Raw genomic sequence first — 15,522 nt, forward strand, 5'->3', positions numbered from 1 at the left:
CTAACAGTTTTTTATAATTCCGTAAATGGGAATTTATCATCAATCCAATGGCTAATTCGAGCCACTTGAAAAATTTTAAAGACTTTAAGTCGAATTTTTTCAACTATAAATGCTATCAGATAAATTATGATACTAACTCCTAATATCAAAAATGGATAGACCAGAATTGGTGCTTTAACAAATGGTTCGGCAAAATCTCGAATAACAAAGCGAACAAGTAAAGGATGAAGGTGAGCTAAATAAACACCTAATGTCGTTGGTGAGACAATAGCAATAAACTTTAGGAGAGCTTTATTATTTGGCATTTTCATTTTAGCAAAAATGATAAATAATGAAATGGCTCCCATACTAAGGCTTGGTGAGACATACCAATACCAAATGTTACCTACAATAAATTTCATACTGTAAGTAATCAACATACAGATAGTATAAATTGTTAATAATTTTTTTGTACTATATTTTTTTAAATCAATTCGATGTAAATACGCCCCAACGATATAGAGAATTATTAACCATGTCATTTCAAAACCTTTACTCAGTGAGAACTCATTAACACGATTATTCATTAGAGCTGGTAAGAATGAAAAGAATATGCCCATAAGTACAACAAGATTTCTCAATTGTACATCCGACATCGACTTAAGTCCACCGTTGATGACAGGCATAAAGATTAATAAGCCAAAATAAGCAGTCATGTACCAATATTCGCCACTGACTATTGGAAAAAATGTGTGCCGCCAATCATTTAAGGTCACATGGTAACCAAAAAGGGCAAAAACAGTGGTAATGGTGAAAGTATAAAAGAATACTTGTAACCAAATATTTAATAATTTTGAATATTTATATGTTGAGCAAGCTCCAACATAACCAGAAATTAAGGCATAACAATTTACTGCTCCATAAACTAATACTTGAATCACCCAAGTAACAACGAAATAAGAATCAGACTCACCGGCACCAGCAACTGAAGACCTTAAGCCACCCTTACCTAGAACATGGGTAATAACAATCATAAACATAGAAATAATACGGAGTAAATCAAGCCCATAGTGGTGCTCTCTTTTTCGTTTTTTTATCAATTCTGTCATGAAATAAGTTTATCATAAGTCTTATATTTATGCTATTTTCAACTATTCAGAGACAATTTTAGGGAAAGAGTTTACTTTTTTTCTTTTTTTGATATAATGATTTTATCGGATAAGTAATATTTACTAAGCTTTCAGGAAGTCTGTGGTCGCTGTGAACAGATAGATTAGCAATATGAAATTCTACCGACACATATAATCAGATATTAATTAAGTGCACAGATTGTGAAGCTGGATGGAACCGCGCAAAAGCGCTCCAGCGATAACATAATCTGTGCTTTTTATTTTATATACTAAAGGAGTAAAACTATGTTAGATTTAAAACGTATTCGTACCGATTTTGATCAAGTCGCACAAAAACTAAAAGTTCGTGGTGTCAAAGAAGATGTTCTTGCTAATCTTAAGGAACTTGATGAAAAGCGTCGTCATTTATTAATTAAATCAGAAGAATTAAAAGCAGAACGTAATGTTGCTTCAGCTGCAATTGCTCAAGCTAAACGTCAAAAAGAAGATACTAATCAACAAATTAAAGATATGCAAAAAGTTTCTGCAGATATAAAAGCAATTGATACTGAATTAGCAGAAATTGATGAAAAAGTTACTGAAATCATCACAGTTTTACCTAATACACCTCATGACTCAGTTCCAGTTGGTGCTGACGAAGACGAAAACGTGGAAGTACGTCGTTGGGGTACACCACCCGAATTTGGTTTTGAAGCTAAACCTCATTGGGAAATTGGAGAAAACCTCGATATCCTTGACTGGGAACGTGGAGCTAAAGTAACCGGAGCCCGCTTCTTATTCTACAAAAACTTAGGCGCCCGTTTAGAACGTGCCATCTATAACTTTATGTTAGATGAACATGGAAAAGAAGGCTACCAAGAAATTATTACACCTTACATGGTCAACCATGACTCAATGTTCGGTACAGGACAATATCCTAAATTTAAAGAAGATACATTTGAATTAAAAGATACAAACTTTGTTCTCATCCCAACTGCTGAGGTACCATTGACCAACTACTACCGTGGAGAAATTTTGGAAGGCAAAGAACTACCAATATACTTCACAGCAATGAGTCCATCATTCCGTTCTGAAGCCGGTTCTGCAGGACGTGACACACGTGGTTTGATTCGTCTGCACCAATTTCATAAAGTAGAAATGGTAAAATTTGCTAAACCAGAAGAATCTTATGAAGAATTGGAAAAAATGACAGCTAATGCTGAAAACATACTTCAAAAACTTAATCTTCCATACCGTGTTATTACACTCTGTACAGGAGATATGGGCTTCTCAGCAGCTAAAACTTATGATATAGAAGTTTGGATTCCAGCTCAAAACACCTACCGTGAAATTTCAAGTTGTTCAAACACTGAAGATTTCCAAGCGCGACGCGCTCAAATCCGCTACCGCGACGAAGCTGATGGCAAGGTTAAACTCTTGCATACCTTGAACGGATCAGGTTTGGCCGTAGGGCGCACCGTAGCAGCAATCCTTGAAAACTACCAAAACGAGGATGGATCTGTAACAATTCCCGAAGTACTACGCCCATATATGGGTGGGGCTGAAGTTATTGCACCAAAATAAAATAAACAAAAAAGACAAAGCCTTAGCTTTGTCTTTTTTGTTTTAATGGTTGTTTTGTATTAATTAGTATAATCTCCACCAGGTACACCATAGTACTCTTCTAAGGTTTTGCCAGATTTAGCGATGTCACCTGCTTCTTTACCAACATAACGAATATGCCAGCTCTCTGCCTGATAACCCGTAGAGGACTCCTTACTAGGCAAATAACGCAAAACGAAACCATAATCAGGCGCATGTTCCAAAAGCCACTGAGATGCTTGTGGTTCTTCTAATAAATTTCCCTGACCATCAAGGATATCAAAAGCCAAACCGGATTGATGCTCACTGTAGCCAGGTCTTGCAGAATAGCGATCTGCTTGAGCTTGTCCGTCCCGATTGACATAATTTTGATAGAGTTCTGTCTGTGTATCATAGGACCTGAACCCACTATATTGCTCACTAACTGAAAAACCTTGATTTCTCATCGCAGCTAAAACTTGTAAGAAAGCTTCCTTAGCTTGAGGGTCCTCCCCAGGATTATAGTTCTTATCTAATGGGTGTTGTTTATTAACAATAATTACTGGTCCATATTTTCCTTCTACACTATAATAAGAACCGTTGTTTGTAACCTTAGCAGACTTACTGTTTTTGCTAGCCACTTTCTTTTTCGGCTGTGAAGATTCTGTAATTTTTTCAGAATCTTTCGTTTTACCTTGTGATTGGTTCTGTTGACATGCTGCTAAAGTGAACAAAAGAGGAATTAAGAGTAAGTAAGAATATTTTTTCAAGCAAGGACCTCCTAGTCATCAAAAAAATCCTTATAAAAAGGATTTTAAAATAGTCTAAATTTATGATAACGTTTTTCCACCAATTGGTCTAGTGTCAATTTTTTTAATTCTGTAAATTCTTTGATCAACTGGTCACGTAAGTTATCAATTATTTCAGATGAAAAATAGCCTCGTTCAGCTATAATATGATCAATCACGCCCATCTGCAATAACTCCCGAGATGTAATTTTCATTAACTGAGCCGCTTCGCTGGCGCGCGAGCCATCCTTCCAAAGAATAGAAGCAAAACCTTCCGGACTCAAAACTGCATAAATGGTGTTTTCAAGCATCCAAACCTTATCAGCGACAGCTAAGGCCAATGCTCCTCCAGAACCTCCCTCACCGATGATTACAGCAATGATTGGAACTTTTAGGTCGCTCATTTCTAAGAGATTACGGGCAATAGCTTCTCCTTGCCCACGTTCCTCAGCACCAATCCCTGGAAAAGCACCCGCTGTATTAATCAAAGTGACAATTGGTCGCCCAAACTTTTCAGCCTGTTTCATTAATCGCAAAGCTTTACGATAGCCTTCAGGATGAGGCTGACCGAAATTGCGGTGGAGATTATCATGAAGGTTTTTGCCTTTTTGAATCCCAATAATAGTAACAGGATCCTGACCAAGGTGTCCAATTCCTCCAATGATAGCACCATCATCCGCAAACTGCCGATCACCATGTAATTCCATAAAATCTGAACAAAGCACTTTAGCATAGTCTAAAGCAGTCAAACGACTCTGATCACGGGCTTCTTTTAAAACTCTAGCTGTATCTGTCATTTGCTACCTCCATGTAAGTCAAGTAATTTGGCAATCGTTCGTCGTAAATCAGTTCGTTTCACAATAGCATCGACAAAGCCGTGACTTAAGAGAAATTCGGCTTTTTGGAAATCCTCCGGTAAATCCTGTCTGACGGTTGTCTCAATCACACGACGTCCCGCAAAACCAACCATGGACTGAGGCTCCGCTAAGATAATATCACCTTGCATGGCAAAACTGGCGGTCACCCCACCAGTTGTTGGGTCTGTCAGAATGGTCAAGTAAAAAAGCCCTGCTTTCGAATGCTTTTTAATGACTGCCGAGATTTTCGCCATTTGCATTAAGCTAAAGATTCCTTCTTGCATACGAGCTCCACCAGAGGCAGTGAATATCACCAGTGGAAGAGATTCTTCAATCGCTAACTCAATTAATCTAGTTAATTTTTCACCAACAACCGTCCCCATACTAGCCATAATAAAATGACTATCCATAATTGCTAGGGCCACGTTATTTCCTTTAATTGATGCTTTACCAGTGAGAACAGCTTCATGTAAACCAGTCTTTTGTCTTGCTTGACTAATTTTCTTCTGATAATCAGGAAAATTCAAAGGGTCTTTGGTCTCAATATCATTAAACAACTCACTAAACGAGTCCTTATCAACAACCATTTCTAATCGTTCTTGAGCAGAAACCCTAAAATTATAAGAACATCGAGGACAAATTTTAGTCAATCCTAAATCTTTTTGGTAAATCAGATGTTTACAAGACGGACATTTAGCAAAGAGTTCATCAGGTACTTCTGGGACAAGATTACTAGTAGCACTGGACGCAGAATGATTAGGAGTGATACGAATATATTTGTCTTTTTTTCTAAATAACGACATATCTACTCCTATTCTTTATTATAGTTTGGTAAAAATGTTTCCATCAAAAATGACGTGTCATAATCTCCAGCAATAACTTGTTTATCAGCAATAAGATCCAATTGGAAATTAATATTGGTCGAAACACCTTCAATCTCCATCTCATAGAGAGCTCTTTGCATTTTCATCAAGGCATCAAAACGATTCTCACCATGAACAATAACCTTAGCAATCATACTATCATAGTAAGGCGGGATGGTGTAACCCGGATAAACAGCTGAATCAACCCTTAGTCCAACCCCACCACTTGGCAAATATAAATCACTAATCCGCCCAGGACTTGGTGCAAAATTAAAGTCTGGGTTTTCAGCATTAATCCGACACTCAATAGCATGCCCACGAAACTGAATATCTTCTTGTTTTAGCTCCAATGGGATGCCCGCAGCAATCTTGATTTGTTCTTTTACCAAATCAACACCAGTCACAAATTCAGTCACTGGGTGTTCCACTTGTATTCGAGTATTCATTTCCATAAAGTAAAACTGTCCACTAGCTTCGTCCAGTAAGAATTCAATGGTTCCCGCATTTTCATAACCAACAGCTTTGGCAGCACGCACCGCCGCATCACCCATTTCCTGTCTTAAGCTTCTCCCAATAGCAATTGACGGACTTTCTTCAAGCACCTTTTGATTATTTCTTTGCAATGAGCAATCACGTTCACCCAAATGAATAACATGACCAAAAGCATCACCTAAAATTTGTACTTCAATGTGTCTTGCTGGGTAGATAACTTTTTCCATATACATAGCACCATTACCAAAAGCACTGATTGCTTCTTGGGATGCAGAATTGAAGGCAGCAACTAAGTCAACTTCTTGTTCAACCTTACGAATGCCTTTACCACCGCCACCAGCTGATGCTTTAAGCATCAGTGGAAATCCAATTGAGGCTGCTAACTTTCTTGCTTCTTCAACTGTGTGAATTTGGCCATCTGAACCAGGAATGACAGGTACACTTGCCTTAATCATTTCAGCACGCGCATTAATTTTATCACCCATTTTATCCATAATGGATGCAGAAGGTCCAATAAACTTAATTTGCATTTCTTCACACATTGTTGCAAATTTTGAATTTTCACTCAAAAAACCAAAACCAGGATGTATGGCTTGTGCTCCAGTAATTATCGCTGCAGACAGCACAGCACTCATGTTTAAATAAGATTCAGTTGATTTGGCCGGGCCGATACAAATGGCTTCATCCGCCAAAACCGTATGAAGGGCATCCTTATCTGCCTCAGAGTAGACAGCTACTGTGGAAATTCCAAGTTCTCTAGCCGCTCGGATAATACGCACAGCGATTTCACCGCGATTAGCAATTAAGATTTTTTTAAACATAACTTCCCCCAGAGAGACTTTCTATTTTTTAGTTTCCAATTGCAAAGGTTAAGGTGCCACTTGCGGCTAATTTCCCATCAACTTCTGCTTTTGCCTCGACAACTGCAATAGTGCCACGGCGTTTAACAAATGTCGCAGTCATGATTAATTGATCACCTGGAACAACTTGTTTTTTAAATTTAACTTTATCCATACCTGCGTAGAAAACTAGTTTCCCTTTGTTTTCTTCTTTTGATAATTCTAGGACACCTGCTGTTTGTGCTAAGGCTTCCATGATAAGAACACCAGGCATTACTGGATAGCCCGGGAAATGCCCTTCAAAAAAAGGTTCATTGATTGTAACATTTTTCAAAGCTATAATCTGATCATCTGACACTTCCAATACACGGTCAACTAGAAGCATTGGGTATCGATGGGGCAAAGCTTCTTGAATAGCTTTAATATCGATCATTTAATTCTCACTAATCCTTTCCCAAATTCGACTAAGTCCTCATTGTTAACAAGAATTTCAGTTACTATTCCATCACATGGGGCTGGAACTTCATTCATCACTTTCATGGCTTCGATGATTAAGAGTGTTTGTCCTTTTTTAACCTGGTCTCCAACTGTAACAAAATTGTCTTTCTCAGGTGCTGAAGATAAATAGGCAACACCCACTAAAGGACTATTCACTACCTGACCTTCTGCACTTGTTGATTCTTCCTCTGAAAGATTGCTTCTTGAGCTATCAAATGTCAATTCAGTCTCCGACTTTTCACTAAGTTGTTTTGATGGACTTTGTGGTACCTCAAATTCTCTTTTTTGATTTTCTATTTTAACTTCATTTTTACTAAATGAAATAGCTTCTTCTTTGGTTTGGTATGTAAATTCTTTAAGACTTGAATCATCAAATTGTGCCATCAAATCTTTAATATCTTTGATTTCCATTAATTATTCTCCCACTTTTTGAAGGCTAAAACAGCATTGTGTCCGCCAAATCCAAAAGTATTTGAAATAGCATACTTAATTTCTGCTTCTTGTCCTTGTCCCATAATGACATTTGCTTCAATATCTTCAGATAATTCTTGAGTTCCAGCAGTCATTGGGATGTAAGAATGTTGCATAGCTTCTAAAGTTGCAATAGCCTCTACTGCACCAGCAGCACCAAGTAAGTGACCTGTAAATGATTTAGTTGAAGAAACCGGAACTTGTTTTCCTAAAGTTGCAACAATGGCACTACTTTCACCTTTTTCGTTGGCTGGTGTAGAAGTTCCATGAGCATTTACATAATCTACTTGATTAGCTTCAATACCAGCTTCATTTAAGGCTAGTATAATTGCCTTACGCGCACCGAGACCTTCTGGATGAGGAGAAGTCATATGATAGGCATCACAAGTATTCCCGTAACCGACTACTTCAGCTAAAATAGTTGCTCCACGTTTTTGGGCATGCTCTAAACTTTCAAGCACAAGCATCCCAGATCCTTCACCCATAATAAATCCATTACGATCTTTATCAAATGGAATTGAACTGCGTTTTGGATCTTCTGTAGTAGATAAAGCCGTCAAAGCCTGGAAGCCAGCGATAGCAAATGGTGTGATTGCTGCTTCTGCACCACCGACAACCATAATATCTTGTAAACCAAACTTAATTGTATGGAAAGCATCACCAATGGCATCGTTTGAAGAAGCACATGCTGTATTAATTGATTTACAGATTCCTTGTGCTTTCAAACGCATTGCCACATTTCCAGCTGCCATGTTTGGTAAGGCTTTTGGTAATGTCATTGGTTTCAAGCGTCGTGGTCCTTTTTCATGAAGTCGAATAACTTGATCTTCAATTTCTTTAATCCCCCCAATACCTGTTGCTACTATAACACCAAAGCGATCTGGATCTAAACTATCTAAATCTAATTTAGCATTTTCAACAGCTTCTAATGAGGCATAAAGGGCATACAATGAATACATGTCAAAACGATTCAAATCTTTTCTGATAAAATATTTATCAAAAGGAAAATCATCTATTTGGGCCGCATTTTTCACTTGATAGTCACTGCTGTCAAATTTGGTAATTGGTCCAATCCCAATATTTCCTTCTTTCAAGTTAGTCCAAAATTCTGCTGGTGTATTTCCAATTGGTGATGTTACACCATAACCTGTAATTACAACTCTAGTTCCGTTCATTCTCATTCCCCTATACTTATTGCATGGTTACGCCACCATCAATGGCGATAACTTGTCCTGTAATATATTCTTGACTGGCTAAAAAGAGAGCTAACTGTGCTACTTCTTCTGGCTGACCAATGCGTTTCATTGGAATTTGACTTAAAATCGATGTTTGCATTTTTTCTGGTAGTGCACCGGTCATGTCTGATTCAATAAAGCCTGGTGCAATTGCATTAACAGTTACTTTACGACCAGCAACTTCACGCGCAACTGACTTTGTAAAACCAATTAAACCAGCTTTTGAAGCAGCATAGTTAGCTTGGCCAACATTACCTGTTAGACCAACAACGCTTGAAAGGTTAATAATTGCACCTTGTCGAGCTTTAGTCATGGGTTTCAAAACAGCCTGGGTCATATTAAAGACACCAGTTAAATTGATTTTTAGGACTTGTTCAAAATCCTCTTCTGTCATTTTTAAAAGAAGTTTATCATTGGTGATTCCAGCATTGTTAATCAAGACATCAATTGTCCCTAATGATTGACTAGCTTCTTCAACCATCCGTTTTGCGTCATTGTAATCTGACACATCACCAGAAATCGCCAATGCTTGTCCAGAATAATCTTTAAACTGACTTAATAAATCCTCCGAAATTTTTGAGCGACCATTAATGACAACATTAGCACCTGCTTTTGCAAATTGATGGGCAATTGCTAGACCAATGCCTCGTGTTGAACCTGTAATAAAAACATTTTTCTCTTTTATATCCATTAATTTACCTTTCTATTGATTAAGATACTGTTTAAGACTCTCAACCGAGTCGATACTTATACATGATAAATTTTTGTCAATTTTTTTAACAAATCCAGTAAGTACTTTTCCTGGACCAATTTCAACAAAATGGTTAATTCCCATTGAACGAATGGTCTCAATACTGTCATAGAATCTAACTGGTTCCATTACCTGTCTAGTTAACAACTCCTTAATTCGACTTGATTTCATAACACTTGCTTCTGTATTACCTACAAGTGGAACCATCATCTCTTTGAAATCTTGTTTTTCAAGAACTTTTGCCAACTCTTGACTTGCTGACTCTAGCAGTGCCGTGTGGAATGGACCAGATACATTCAAAGGAATCATTCGTTTAACCCCTTCTTCTTTCAGCAATACCAAAGCTCGTTCAACTGCCTCAACTTGACCACCAATCACAATTTGATTTGGTGTATTGTAATTAGCAGGAGCCACGACTCCTAAAGAAGACGCCTGCTCACAGGCAGTCTCGATTATAGATGCATCCGTGTTCAAAATAGCAACCATTTTACCAGTTCCGGCAGGAGCAGCTTCTTCCATTAATTGTCCTCTTTTTTGGACCAATTGCAGAGCATCTTCAAAAGAAAGTGCATCAGTAGCTACCAGTGCAGAATATTCGCCAAGTGACAAACCAGCAACTAAATCAGGATGAATCCCCTTTTCGACTAGGAGTCTGTATATAGCTACTGAAGTCGTTAAAATGGCTGGTTGAGTATATCTGGTTTGATTGAGCTTTTCTGAATCTTGATCGATTAAAGAACGAATATCATAACCCAAAACTGAATTGGCCTGCTCAAACGTTACTTTAACAATTGGATATGTGTCATACAAATCTCTAGCCATGCCAACTGTTTGAGCACCTTGTCCTGCAAATAGAAATGCAAGTTTCGTCATCTTTTTTCCTCTTTTTCCAGTCTAGATTCTGCTCACTGAAGCCCAGCGCTGTGCTTCTTTATTGATAACATCGGCAGCTGTGTAGAAAATATCTTCTAGAATTTCCTGACATGTCTCTTCTTTGTTGATTAAACCAGCTATTTGCCCAGCCATAACAGAGCCATTAACAACATCGCCGTCAACAACCGCATCACGTAATGATCCCGCACCCATTTCTTCAATATCCTCAACCGTTTTTAAATCAGAAAGATATTCTTTTTCTGCTTTTGCATAAGCTGAAGTTAGTTTATTTTTGATTGAGCGAACTGGATGTCCAACAACTTGAGCAGAAACAACTGTATCAATATCTTTGGCCTTGAGGATTTTATCTTTGAAATTTTGGTGCGCATTTGATTCGGTTGCGATGGCAAATCTTGTTCCAACTTGCACCGCTTCAGCTCCCAGCATAAAGGCTGCGGCCGCGCCAGCTCCATCACCAATTCCACCAGCAGCAATAACGGGAATTGAGATTGCTTCTACAACTTGACGAACTAAGGTCATCGTTGTTAATTTTCCAATGTGCCCACCAGCTTCCATTCCTTCAGTGATAACAGCATCAACACCTAGTTTTTCCATTCGTTTTGCTAATGCAACACTTGGAACAACCGGAATAACTTGAATTCCTGCTGCATGAAGGCGCTCCATATAACGACCAGGGTTACCCGCACCAGTAGTAACTACTTTTACACCTTCTTCGATAACGAGATCGACAATGTCGTCTGCAAAAGGCGAAAGGAGCATAATATTAACTCCAAAAGGATTTGAAGTAATTGACTTTACTTTATCAATATTAGCTTTGACAACTTCCTTGGGTGCATTTCCCCCGCCAATAATACCTAAACCACCAGCATTTGAAACAGCCCCGGCTAAATCACCATCTGCTACCCAAGCCATACCCCCTTGGAAGATTGGATATTTGATATTTAATAATTCAGTAATACGTGTTTTCATTAATTTTTCCTACTTTACTTAAGAAAATAGTTTGATTATCAAACTATTATAAAAAAAGAAAGAGTGAGTTAGGTCCAATAAAGGGGCTAATCTCACCCACAAGTCAAAGATAATCTTATTAGTAAGCTAATTTTAGATGAACTTTTATCTGTTTTTCTTATTTAGTTTTTGATTCAACATAGGCAACTAAATCACCTACTGTTTTAATGCCTTCTTCAGTTTCAATTTGGATGTCGAACGCATCTTCAATTTCAGAGATAACTTGGAATACATCAAGTGAGTCAGCATCCAACTCGTCAAAAGTTGTTTCCATTTTCACTTCTTCTGCTTCTTTACCAAGTTCCTCAACGATAATTTCTTGAACTTTTTCAAATACTGCCATTTTTATTTTCTCCTTAAGTAATGTATATGTTTTTTATAAATGTGCTAGGCACATGATATAACTAGATTTTAACAATTAGACTTCCCCATGTCAAACCTCCACCGAAACCGGCAAGCAAGATTGTTTGGCTACCATCTAATTTAATTTTCCCATTTTTAACTGACTCTGAAAGCAAGATTGGGATACTTGCTGCACTGGTATTTCCATAAGTCATCATATTCTCAAGAAATTTTTCTCGAGGTAAAGCGATCTTTTGAGCCATTTTATCTAAGATACGTCGATTGGCTTGATGGAAAAAAACATAATCAATTTCTTTTTTGCAAATAGCAGAGCTATTAATCAATTCAGAGACGCTTTTTGAGACATCTCGAATGGCAAAGTCAAAAATTGAGCGACCATCCATAGTCAAATAAGGATTTGACTGGCTAGTTTCAGAATAAGGTGAAGCCAATGGCTTCTGATCAGCTTGTAAACTCTGACCACGTGACCCGTCAGTATGTAGTGATTCAGCCAAAAAATGTTTTTCTTGACTCTCTTCAAGTAAGACCCCTCCAGCACCATCACCAAATAGTACTGCAGTCGTTCGGTCTGACCAATCAATTGTTTTTGATATAACTTCTGCCCCGATAACTAGTCCTTTTTTGTACTGTCCTGAAGCAATCAATTTCTCACCCATCGCTAAAGCATATACAAAACCACTGCAGGCAGCAGATAAGTCAAAGGCAAAAGCATGACTTGCTTTTATTTTCGCTTGAACCAAGGCTGCCGTAGAAGGCATCATCGAATCAGGCGTAATCGTTGCCACAATAATAAAGTCAATTTGATCTGAATTAAGTTTAGCTCCTTCGATTAATTGAAGAGCGACCTGACTAGCTAGATCACTTGTATTCTCATTAAAGCTAATAAAACGTGATTCAATTCCTGTCCGTGATTGAATCCACTCATGACTTGTATCAAGAATTTGACTTAGTTTATCATTTTCAATTTTTTGGTCTGGAACATAGTGTGCTACTTGACTGATTTTTGCAAAAGGCATTAAATCAAGTCCTCCAAGAATTGATGTAAGTTTTTGAGACCTTTCAATAGGGCTTCCATGCTTTCCTCATCCATACCTTCAGTCACATGACCGACCATATTTTTATGAAATTTAGCATGCAATCTATTGAGTAGTCTTCCCCGTTTTGTCAGAGATAAAAAAACGACGCGACGGTCGTTGACTGACCTTGTCCGATTAATATAACCTTTTGCTTCAAGTTTATTTAAACTAGTTGTGACTGTACCTAAGGTAACCATTAGTTCCCTAGCTACGTCACTTGGTGTGACATTGTCATATTTTCCGATAATCTCAATGGTATGCATTTCTTTTAGTGAAACATCGTTAAATTGACTAGTCTTTAAACTAATTTCTTCAATTACTAAAATCCTATTAAAGACGTCGACTAAGTAATCATTGATTTTATTGTATTCCAATTCTACACCTCCCAGCAAATAAGCTTTGATAGTCAAATTATATCAAACACCAAAGTATTTTGCAAGATGAGTTACTTATTGCCCCATAAAGTTAGGTCTTCTTCTTTCAGCATAGGCTATAACACCTTCTTTAAAATCTTCCTTAAAGGCTAGGTCTTTTTGGCTTTGCAATTCTTGTTTAGCATAAGCATCCCAATCTGAGAAATTACTTTGCCAAATCAACCCTTTCATTGCTGCATAAGAATTAGAAGATCCTCTTCTAAGTCGTTTTAGCAATTGTTCCAATGCTCTATTTAGTTTTTCAGGCTCTACAGCTTTATAGACAAAGCCATAATCAAAGGCTTTTTCAGCAGTAACGCTTTCACCTGTCATCACCAAATGAGTTGCTTTATTGACGCCAACAGCTCTAGTTAACAAGTATAAGCCTCCAGCATCAGGAGCTAAGGCAACATTTACAAAAGCTTGGACAAATTTGGTATTAGTGCTTGCCAGACAAAAATCAACAGCTAAAGCAATATTGAATGCTGCACCAGCTACTGCCCCATCCGCAGCTAAGATAACAGGCTTGGGTAATTGCTTAATCTCATAAGAGATATCTTGAACAAGCTCAGCTATTTTCACTAAAGAATTAACATCATCCTGCTCGACTGCTTCTTGCATTTGCACCAAGTCACCACCAACTGAAAAGATTTTCCCCTCAGCTTGGATAACAAGAAAACGAACTGCTTGTTTTTTTTTGACAATTGCTAGCGCATCTAAAATTTCTTGACACATGGGGATATTAAATCCATTGGCTACCTCCACTCGATTAAATGTAAGGTAGGCTGTATCTTCATCAATTTCAAAAAGAATATGCTGATAATTCATGACTTCTCACTTTCTAATACACAAATTATTTTATACTCAAATAATTTGATTATCAAACTATTTAAATGTATTTTACACTACTTGAAGAAATCATGCAAGAAAAATATAAATATTATTCTGAAATCTTTGCTATTTCCATACAAAAAAAGATAGAGAGTTAGCACTCTATCTTTTTTAAATATCCTCAATGACATCTTTCATTTTATCAAAGAAACCCTTTTTCTTAGGGCGTGAAATACTTTCACCACTTGCTGCGGCGAAGGCTTCCAATGCTTCTTTTTGTTGATCATTTAATTTTGTCGGTGTCACAACATTAATGGTTACATGTTGATCACCTTGGCCAGCTCCGCGAAGTTTTGGAGCCCCCTTGCCTTTGAGTCTAAAGACTTTACCTGTTTGTGTTCCTGCTGGGATAGACATTTCTACCTCTCCGTGCACTGTCGGGATATCAACATTTGCTCCCAGAGCGGCCTGAACAAAGCTGATGTTCATTGTGTAATAGATTGTAGAGCCATTTCGTTCAAACTGTTTGCTTGGCAATACATTTAAAATAACAAAAAGATCGCCATAAGGCCCACCATTTGTTCCAGCTTCACCTTGTCCTTGAAGGCGGATTTGTTGACCAGTTTCAACTCCTGCAGGAATTTTGACAGAAACTTTATGTACTTCTTTTTCATGACCTGTTCCGTGACAAGTTTGACATGGTTCTTTGATTTCTTTACCTGTTCCGTGGCAGACATCACATGTAACTTGGCGACGCATCATACCAAGTGGTGTCTGTGTGTCCACATTGATAACACCTGCACCATGACAGCGTCCACAGGTTACAGGACTTGTACCTGGTTTAGCTCCAGAACCATTACATGTTGAACAACTTGACTCACGGTTATAAGTAACCTCTTTTTCGGCACCAAAAACAGCTTCCTCGAAACTTAGATTGACACGGTATTGAAGGTCATCACCTTGTCGAGGCGCATTAGGATTACGCATGCCACCGCCGCCGCCGAAGAAACTTGAAAAGATATCTTCAAAGCCACCAAAGCCAGCCCCATCAAAACCGCCACCAAAACCGCCTTGTCCTCCAAAGCCGCCTTGCGCACCAGCTGCACCATATTGATCATAGGCAGCTCGTTTTTGCGAATCACTTAATGTTTCATAAGCTTCTTGAACATCTTTGTATTTTTGTTCAGCTCCGGCTTCTTTGTTAATGTCTGGATGATATTTTTTAGACATTTTTCGATAAGCTTTTTTTATTTCATCCGAGGAAGCATCTTTTGATACCCCAAGACGTTCATAAAATTCAGTATTATTCATATATTTAGTTTCCTCCCTTCGATGACTAAGTCCTTAAGGCAGGTTAATTTCCTCTCTATGTTATAGACTACTTCAAATTTCACACAAATCATTTGATAGCCTTTTATTATGGTTGCCAAGAAATCCAATAATGATAGAAAGATTTCTTTTTAGTTGACCTATA

The 15,522-nt window shown here is 37.9% G+C and carries 17 protein-coding genes; 1 reads left to right on the plus strand and 16 read right to left on the minus strand.

Features of this window, described 5'->3' with window-relative positions; translation table 11 throughout:
* Positions 1 to 11: 11 nt before the first annotated feature.
* A complete protein-coding gene (locus SPB_RS05910; protein WP_003102969.1) occupies positions 12 to 1,088 on the minus strand; it encodes an acyltransferase in 1,077 nt (358 codons plus the stop codon).
* A gap of 306 nt (positions 1,089 to 1,394) precedes the next feature.
* On the opposite strand from SPB_RS05910, the gene serS reads away from it, so the two are divergent.
* Positions 1,395 to 2,672 carry a serine--tRNA ligase gene (gene serS / locus SPB_RS05915; RefSeq protein WP_003104085.1) on the plus strand — a complete coding sequence of 426 codons (1,278 nt, stop codon included), beginning with the start codon at positions 1,395 to 1,397 and terminating at the stop codon, positions 2,670 to 2,672.
* Positions 2,673 to 2,731: 59 nt separating this feature from the next.
* Here the strand turns inward: serS and ldcB are convergent, their stop codons facing one another.
* From ldcB to dnaJ, 15 genes are all read right to left on the minus strand, one after another.
* Positions 2,732 to 3,439, minus strand: coding sequence for an LD-carboxypeptidase LdcB/DacB (gene ldcB / locus SPB_RS05920; protein ID WP_003104672.1), 708 nt, complete (start codon positions 3,437 to 3,439; stop codon positions 2,732 to 2,734).
* A gap of 44 nt (positions 3,440 to 3,483) precedes the next feature.
* A complete protein-coding gene (locus SPB_RS05925; RefSeq protein ID WP_003105632.1) occupies positions 3,484 to 4,254 on the minus strand; it encodes an acetyl-CoA carboxylase carboxyl transferase subunit alpha in 771 nt (256 codons plus the stop codon).
* Positions 4,251 to 5,117: an acetyl-CoA carboxylase, carboxyltransferase subunit beta gene (gene accD, locus SPB_RS05930; protein WP_003103762.1), complete on the minus strand. Its 867-nt coding sequence runs from the start codon at positions 5,115 to 5,117 to the stop codon at positions 4,251 to 4,253. Before accD ends, SPB_RS05925 begins: the two co-directional genes overlap by 4 nt.
* An 8-nt stretch (positions 5,118 to 5,125) precedes the next feature.
* Entirely contained in the window at positions 5,126 to 6,490 is a 1,365-nt protein-coding gene (locus tag SPB_RS05935) for an acetyl-CoA carboxylase biotin carboxylase subunit (protein WP_003105768.1), read from the minus strand.
* Positions 6,491 to 6,518: 28 nt separating this feature from the next.
* Positions 6,519 to 6,941, minus strand: coding sequence for a 3-hydroxyacyl-ACP dehydratase FabZ (fabZ, locus tag SPB_RS05940; protein WP_003104549.1), 423 nt, complete (start codon positions 6,939 to 6,941; stop codon positions 6,519 to 6,521).
* Entirely contained in the window at positions 6,938 to 7,417 is a 480-nt protein-coding gene (gene accB, locus SPB_RS05945) for an acetyl-CoA carboxylase biotin carboxyl carrier protein (RefSeq protein ID WP_003103660.1), read from the minus strand. Before accB ends, fabZ begins: the two co-directional genes overlap by 4 nt.
* Complete coding sequence (gene fabF / locus SPB_RS05950; RefSeq protein ID WP_003103325.1) at positions 7,417 to 8,652, minus strand: beta-ketoacyl-ACP synthase II; 1,236 nt, start codon at positions 8,650 to 8,652, stop codon at positions 7,417 to 7,419. Before fabF ends, accB begins: the two co-directional genes overlap by 1 nt.
* Before the next feature lie 16 nt (positions 8,653 to 8,668).
* Complete coding sequence (gene fabG / locus SPB_RS05955; protein ID WP_003105410.1) at positions 8,669 to 9,403, minus strand: 3-oxoacyl-[acyl-carrier-protein] reductase; 735 nt, start codon at positions 9,401 to 9,403, stop codon at positions 8,669 to 8,671.
* Between the two features lie 12 nt (positions 9,404 to 9,415).
* A complete protein-coding gene (fabD, locus tag SPB_RS05960) occupies positions 9,416 to 10,336 on the minus strand; it encodes an ACP S-malonyltransferase (RefSeq protein WP_003104249.1) in 921 nt (306 codons plus the stop codon).
* Positions 10,337 to 10,357: 21 nt separating this feature from the next.
* Entirely contained in the window at positions 10,358 to 11,326 is a 969-nt protein-coding gene (gene fabK, locus SPB_RS05965; protein ID WP_003103349.1) for an enoyl-[acyl-carrier-protein] reductase FabK, read from the minus strand.
* Between the two features lie 157 nt (positions 11,327 to 11,483).
* Entirely contained in the window at positions 11,484 to 11,708 is a 225-nt protein-coding gene (locus SPB_RS05970; protein WP_003102750.1) for an acyl carrier protein, read from the minus strand.
* Positions 11,709 to 11,769: 61 nt separating this feature from the next.
* Entirely contained in the window at positions 11,770 to 12,744 is a 975-nt protein-coding gene (locus tag SPB_RS05975; RefSeq protein ID WP_003105070.1) for a beta-ketoacyl-ACP synthase III, read from the minus strand.
* The gene (gene fabT, locus SPB_RS05980; protein WP_003107571.1) at positions 12,744 to 13,178 is read right to left on the minus strand and encodes a fatty acid biosynthesis transcriptional regulator FabT; all 435 of its coding nucleotides are present in this window, start codon (positions 13,176 to 13,178) and stop codon (positions 12,744 to 12,746) included. The genes SPB_RS05975 and fabT overlap by 1 nt, the downstream gene beginning before the upstream one ends.
* A gap of 75 nt (positions 13,179 to 13,253) precedes the next feature.
* A complete protein-coding gene (gene fabM, locus SPB_RS05985; protein WP_003103890.1) occupies positions 13,254 to 14,045 on the minus strand; it encodes a trans-2-decenoyl-ACP isomerase in 792 nt (263 codons plus the stop codon).
* Positions 14,046 to 14,219: 174 nt separating this feature from the next.
* Positions 14,220 to 15,359, minus strand: coding sequence for a molecular chaperone DnaJ (gene dnaJ, locus SPB_RS05990; protein WP_003105587.1), 1,140 nt, complete (start codon positions 15,357 to 15,359; stop codon positions 14,220 to 14,222).
* Between the last annotated feature and the right edge of the window lie 163 nt (positions 15,360 to 15,522).

It is taken from the genome of Streptococcus parauberis NCFD 2020, assembly GCF_000187935.1.
Taxonomy (GTDB): domain Bacteria; phylum Bacillota; class Bacilli; order Lactobacillales; family Streptococcaceae; genus Streptococcus; species Streptococcus parauberis.

Coding starts and splice junctions, on each gene's coding strand:
- SPB_RS05910 (WP_003102969.1), bottom strand. CDS start 1,088: ATGACAGAATTGATAAAAAAACGAAAAAGAGAGCACCACTATGGGCTT.
- serS (WP_003104085.1), top strand. CDS start 1,395: ATGTTAGATTTAAAACGTATTCGTACCGATTTTGATCAAGTCGCACAA.
- SPB_RS05925 (WP_003105632.1), bottom strand. CDS start 4,254: ATGACAGATACAGCTAGAGTTTTAAAAGAAGCCCGTGATCAGAGTCGT.
- accD (WP_003103762.1), bottom strand. CDS start 5,117: ATGTCGTTATTTAGAAAAAAAGACAAATATATTCGTATCACTCCTAAT.
- SPB_RS05935 (WP_003105768.1), bottom strand. CDS start 6,490: ATGTTTAAAAAAATCTTAATTGCTAATCGCGGTGAAATCGCTGTGCGT.
- fabZ (WP_003104549.1), bottom strand. CDS start 6,941: ATGATCGATATTAAAGCTATTCAAGAAGCTTTGCCCCATCGATACCCA.
- accB (WP_003103660.1), bottom strand. CDS start 7,417: ATGGAAATCAAAGATATTAAAGATTTGATGGCACAATTTGATGATTCA.
- fabF (WP_003103325.1), bottom strand. CDS start 8,652: ATGAACGGAACTAGAGTTGTAATTACAGGTTATGGTGTAACATCACCA.
- fabG (WP_003105410.1), bottom strand. CDS start 9,403: ATGGATATAAAAGAGAAAAATGTTTTTATTACAGGTTCAACACGAGGC.
- fabD (WP_003104249.1), bottom strand. CDS start 10,336: ATGACGAAACTTGCATTTCTATTTGCAGGACAAGGTGCTCAAACAGTT.
- fabK (WP_003103349.1), bottom strand. CDS start 11,326: ATGAAAACACGTATTACTGAATTATTAAATATCAAATATCCAATCTTC.
- SPB_RS05970 (WP_003102750.1), bottom strand. CDS start 11,708: ATGGCAGTATTTGAAAAAGTTCAAGAAATTATCGTTGAGGAACTTGGT.
- SPB_RS05975 (WP_003105070.1), bottom strand. CDS start 12,744: ATGCCTTTTGCAAAAATCAGTCAAGTAGCACACTATGTTCCAGACCAA.
- fabM (WP_003103890.1), bottom strand. CDS start 14,045: ATGAATTATCAGCATATTCTTTTTGAAATTGATGAAGATACAGCCTAC.
- dnaJ (WP_003105587.1), bottom strand. CDS start 15,359: ATGAATAATACTGAATTTTATGAACGTCTTGGGGTATCAAAAGATGCT.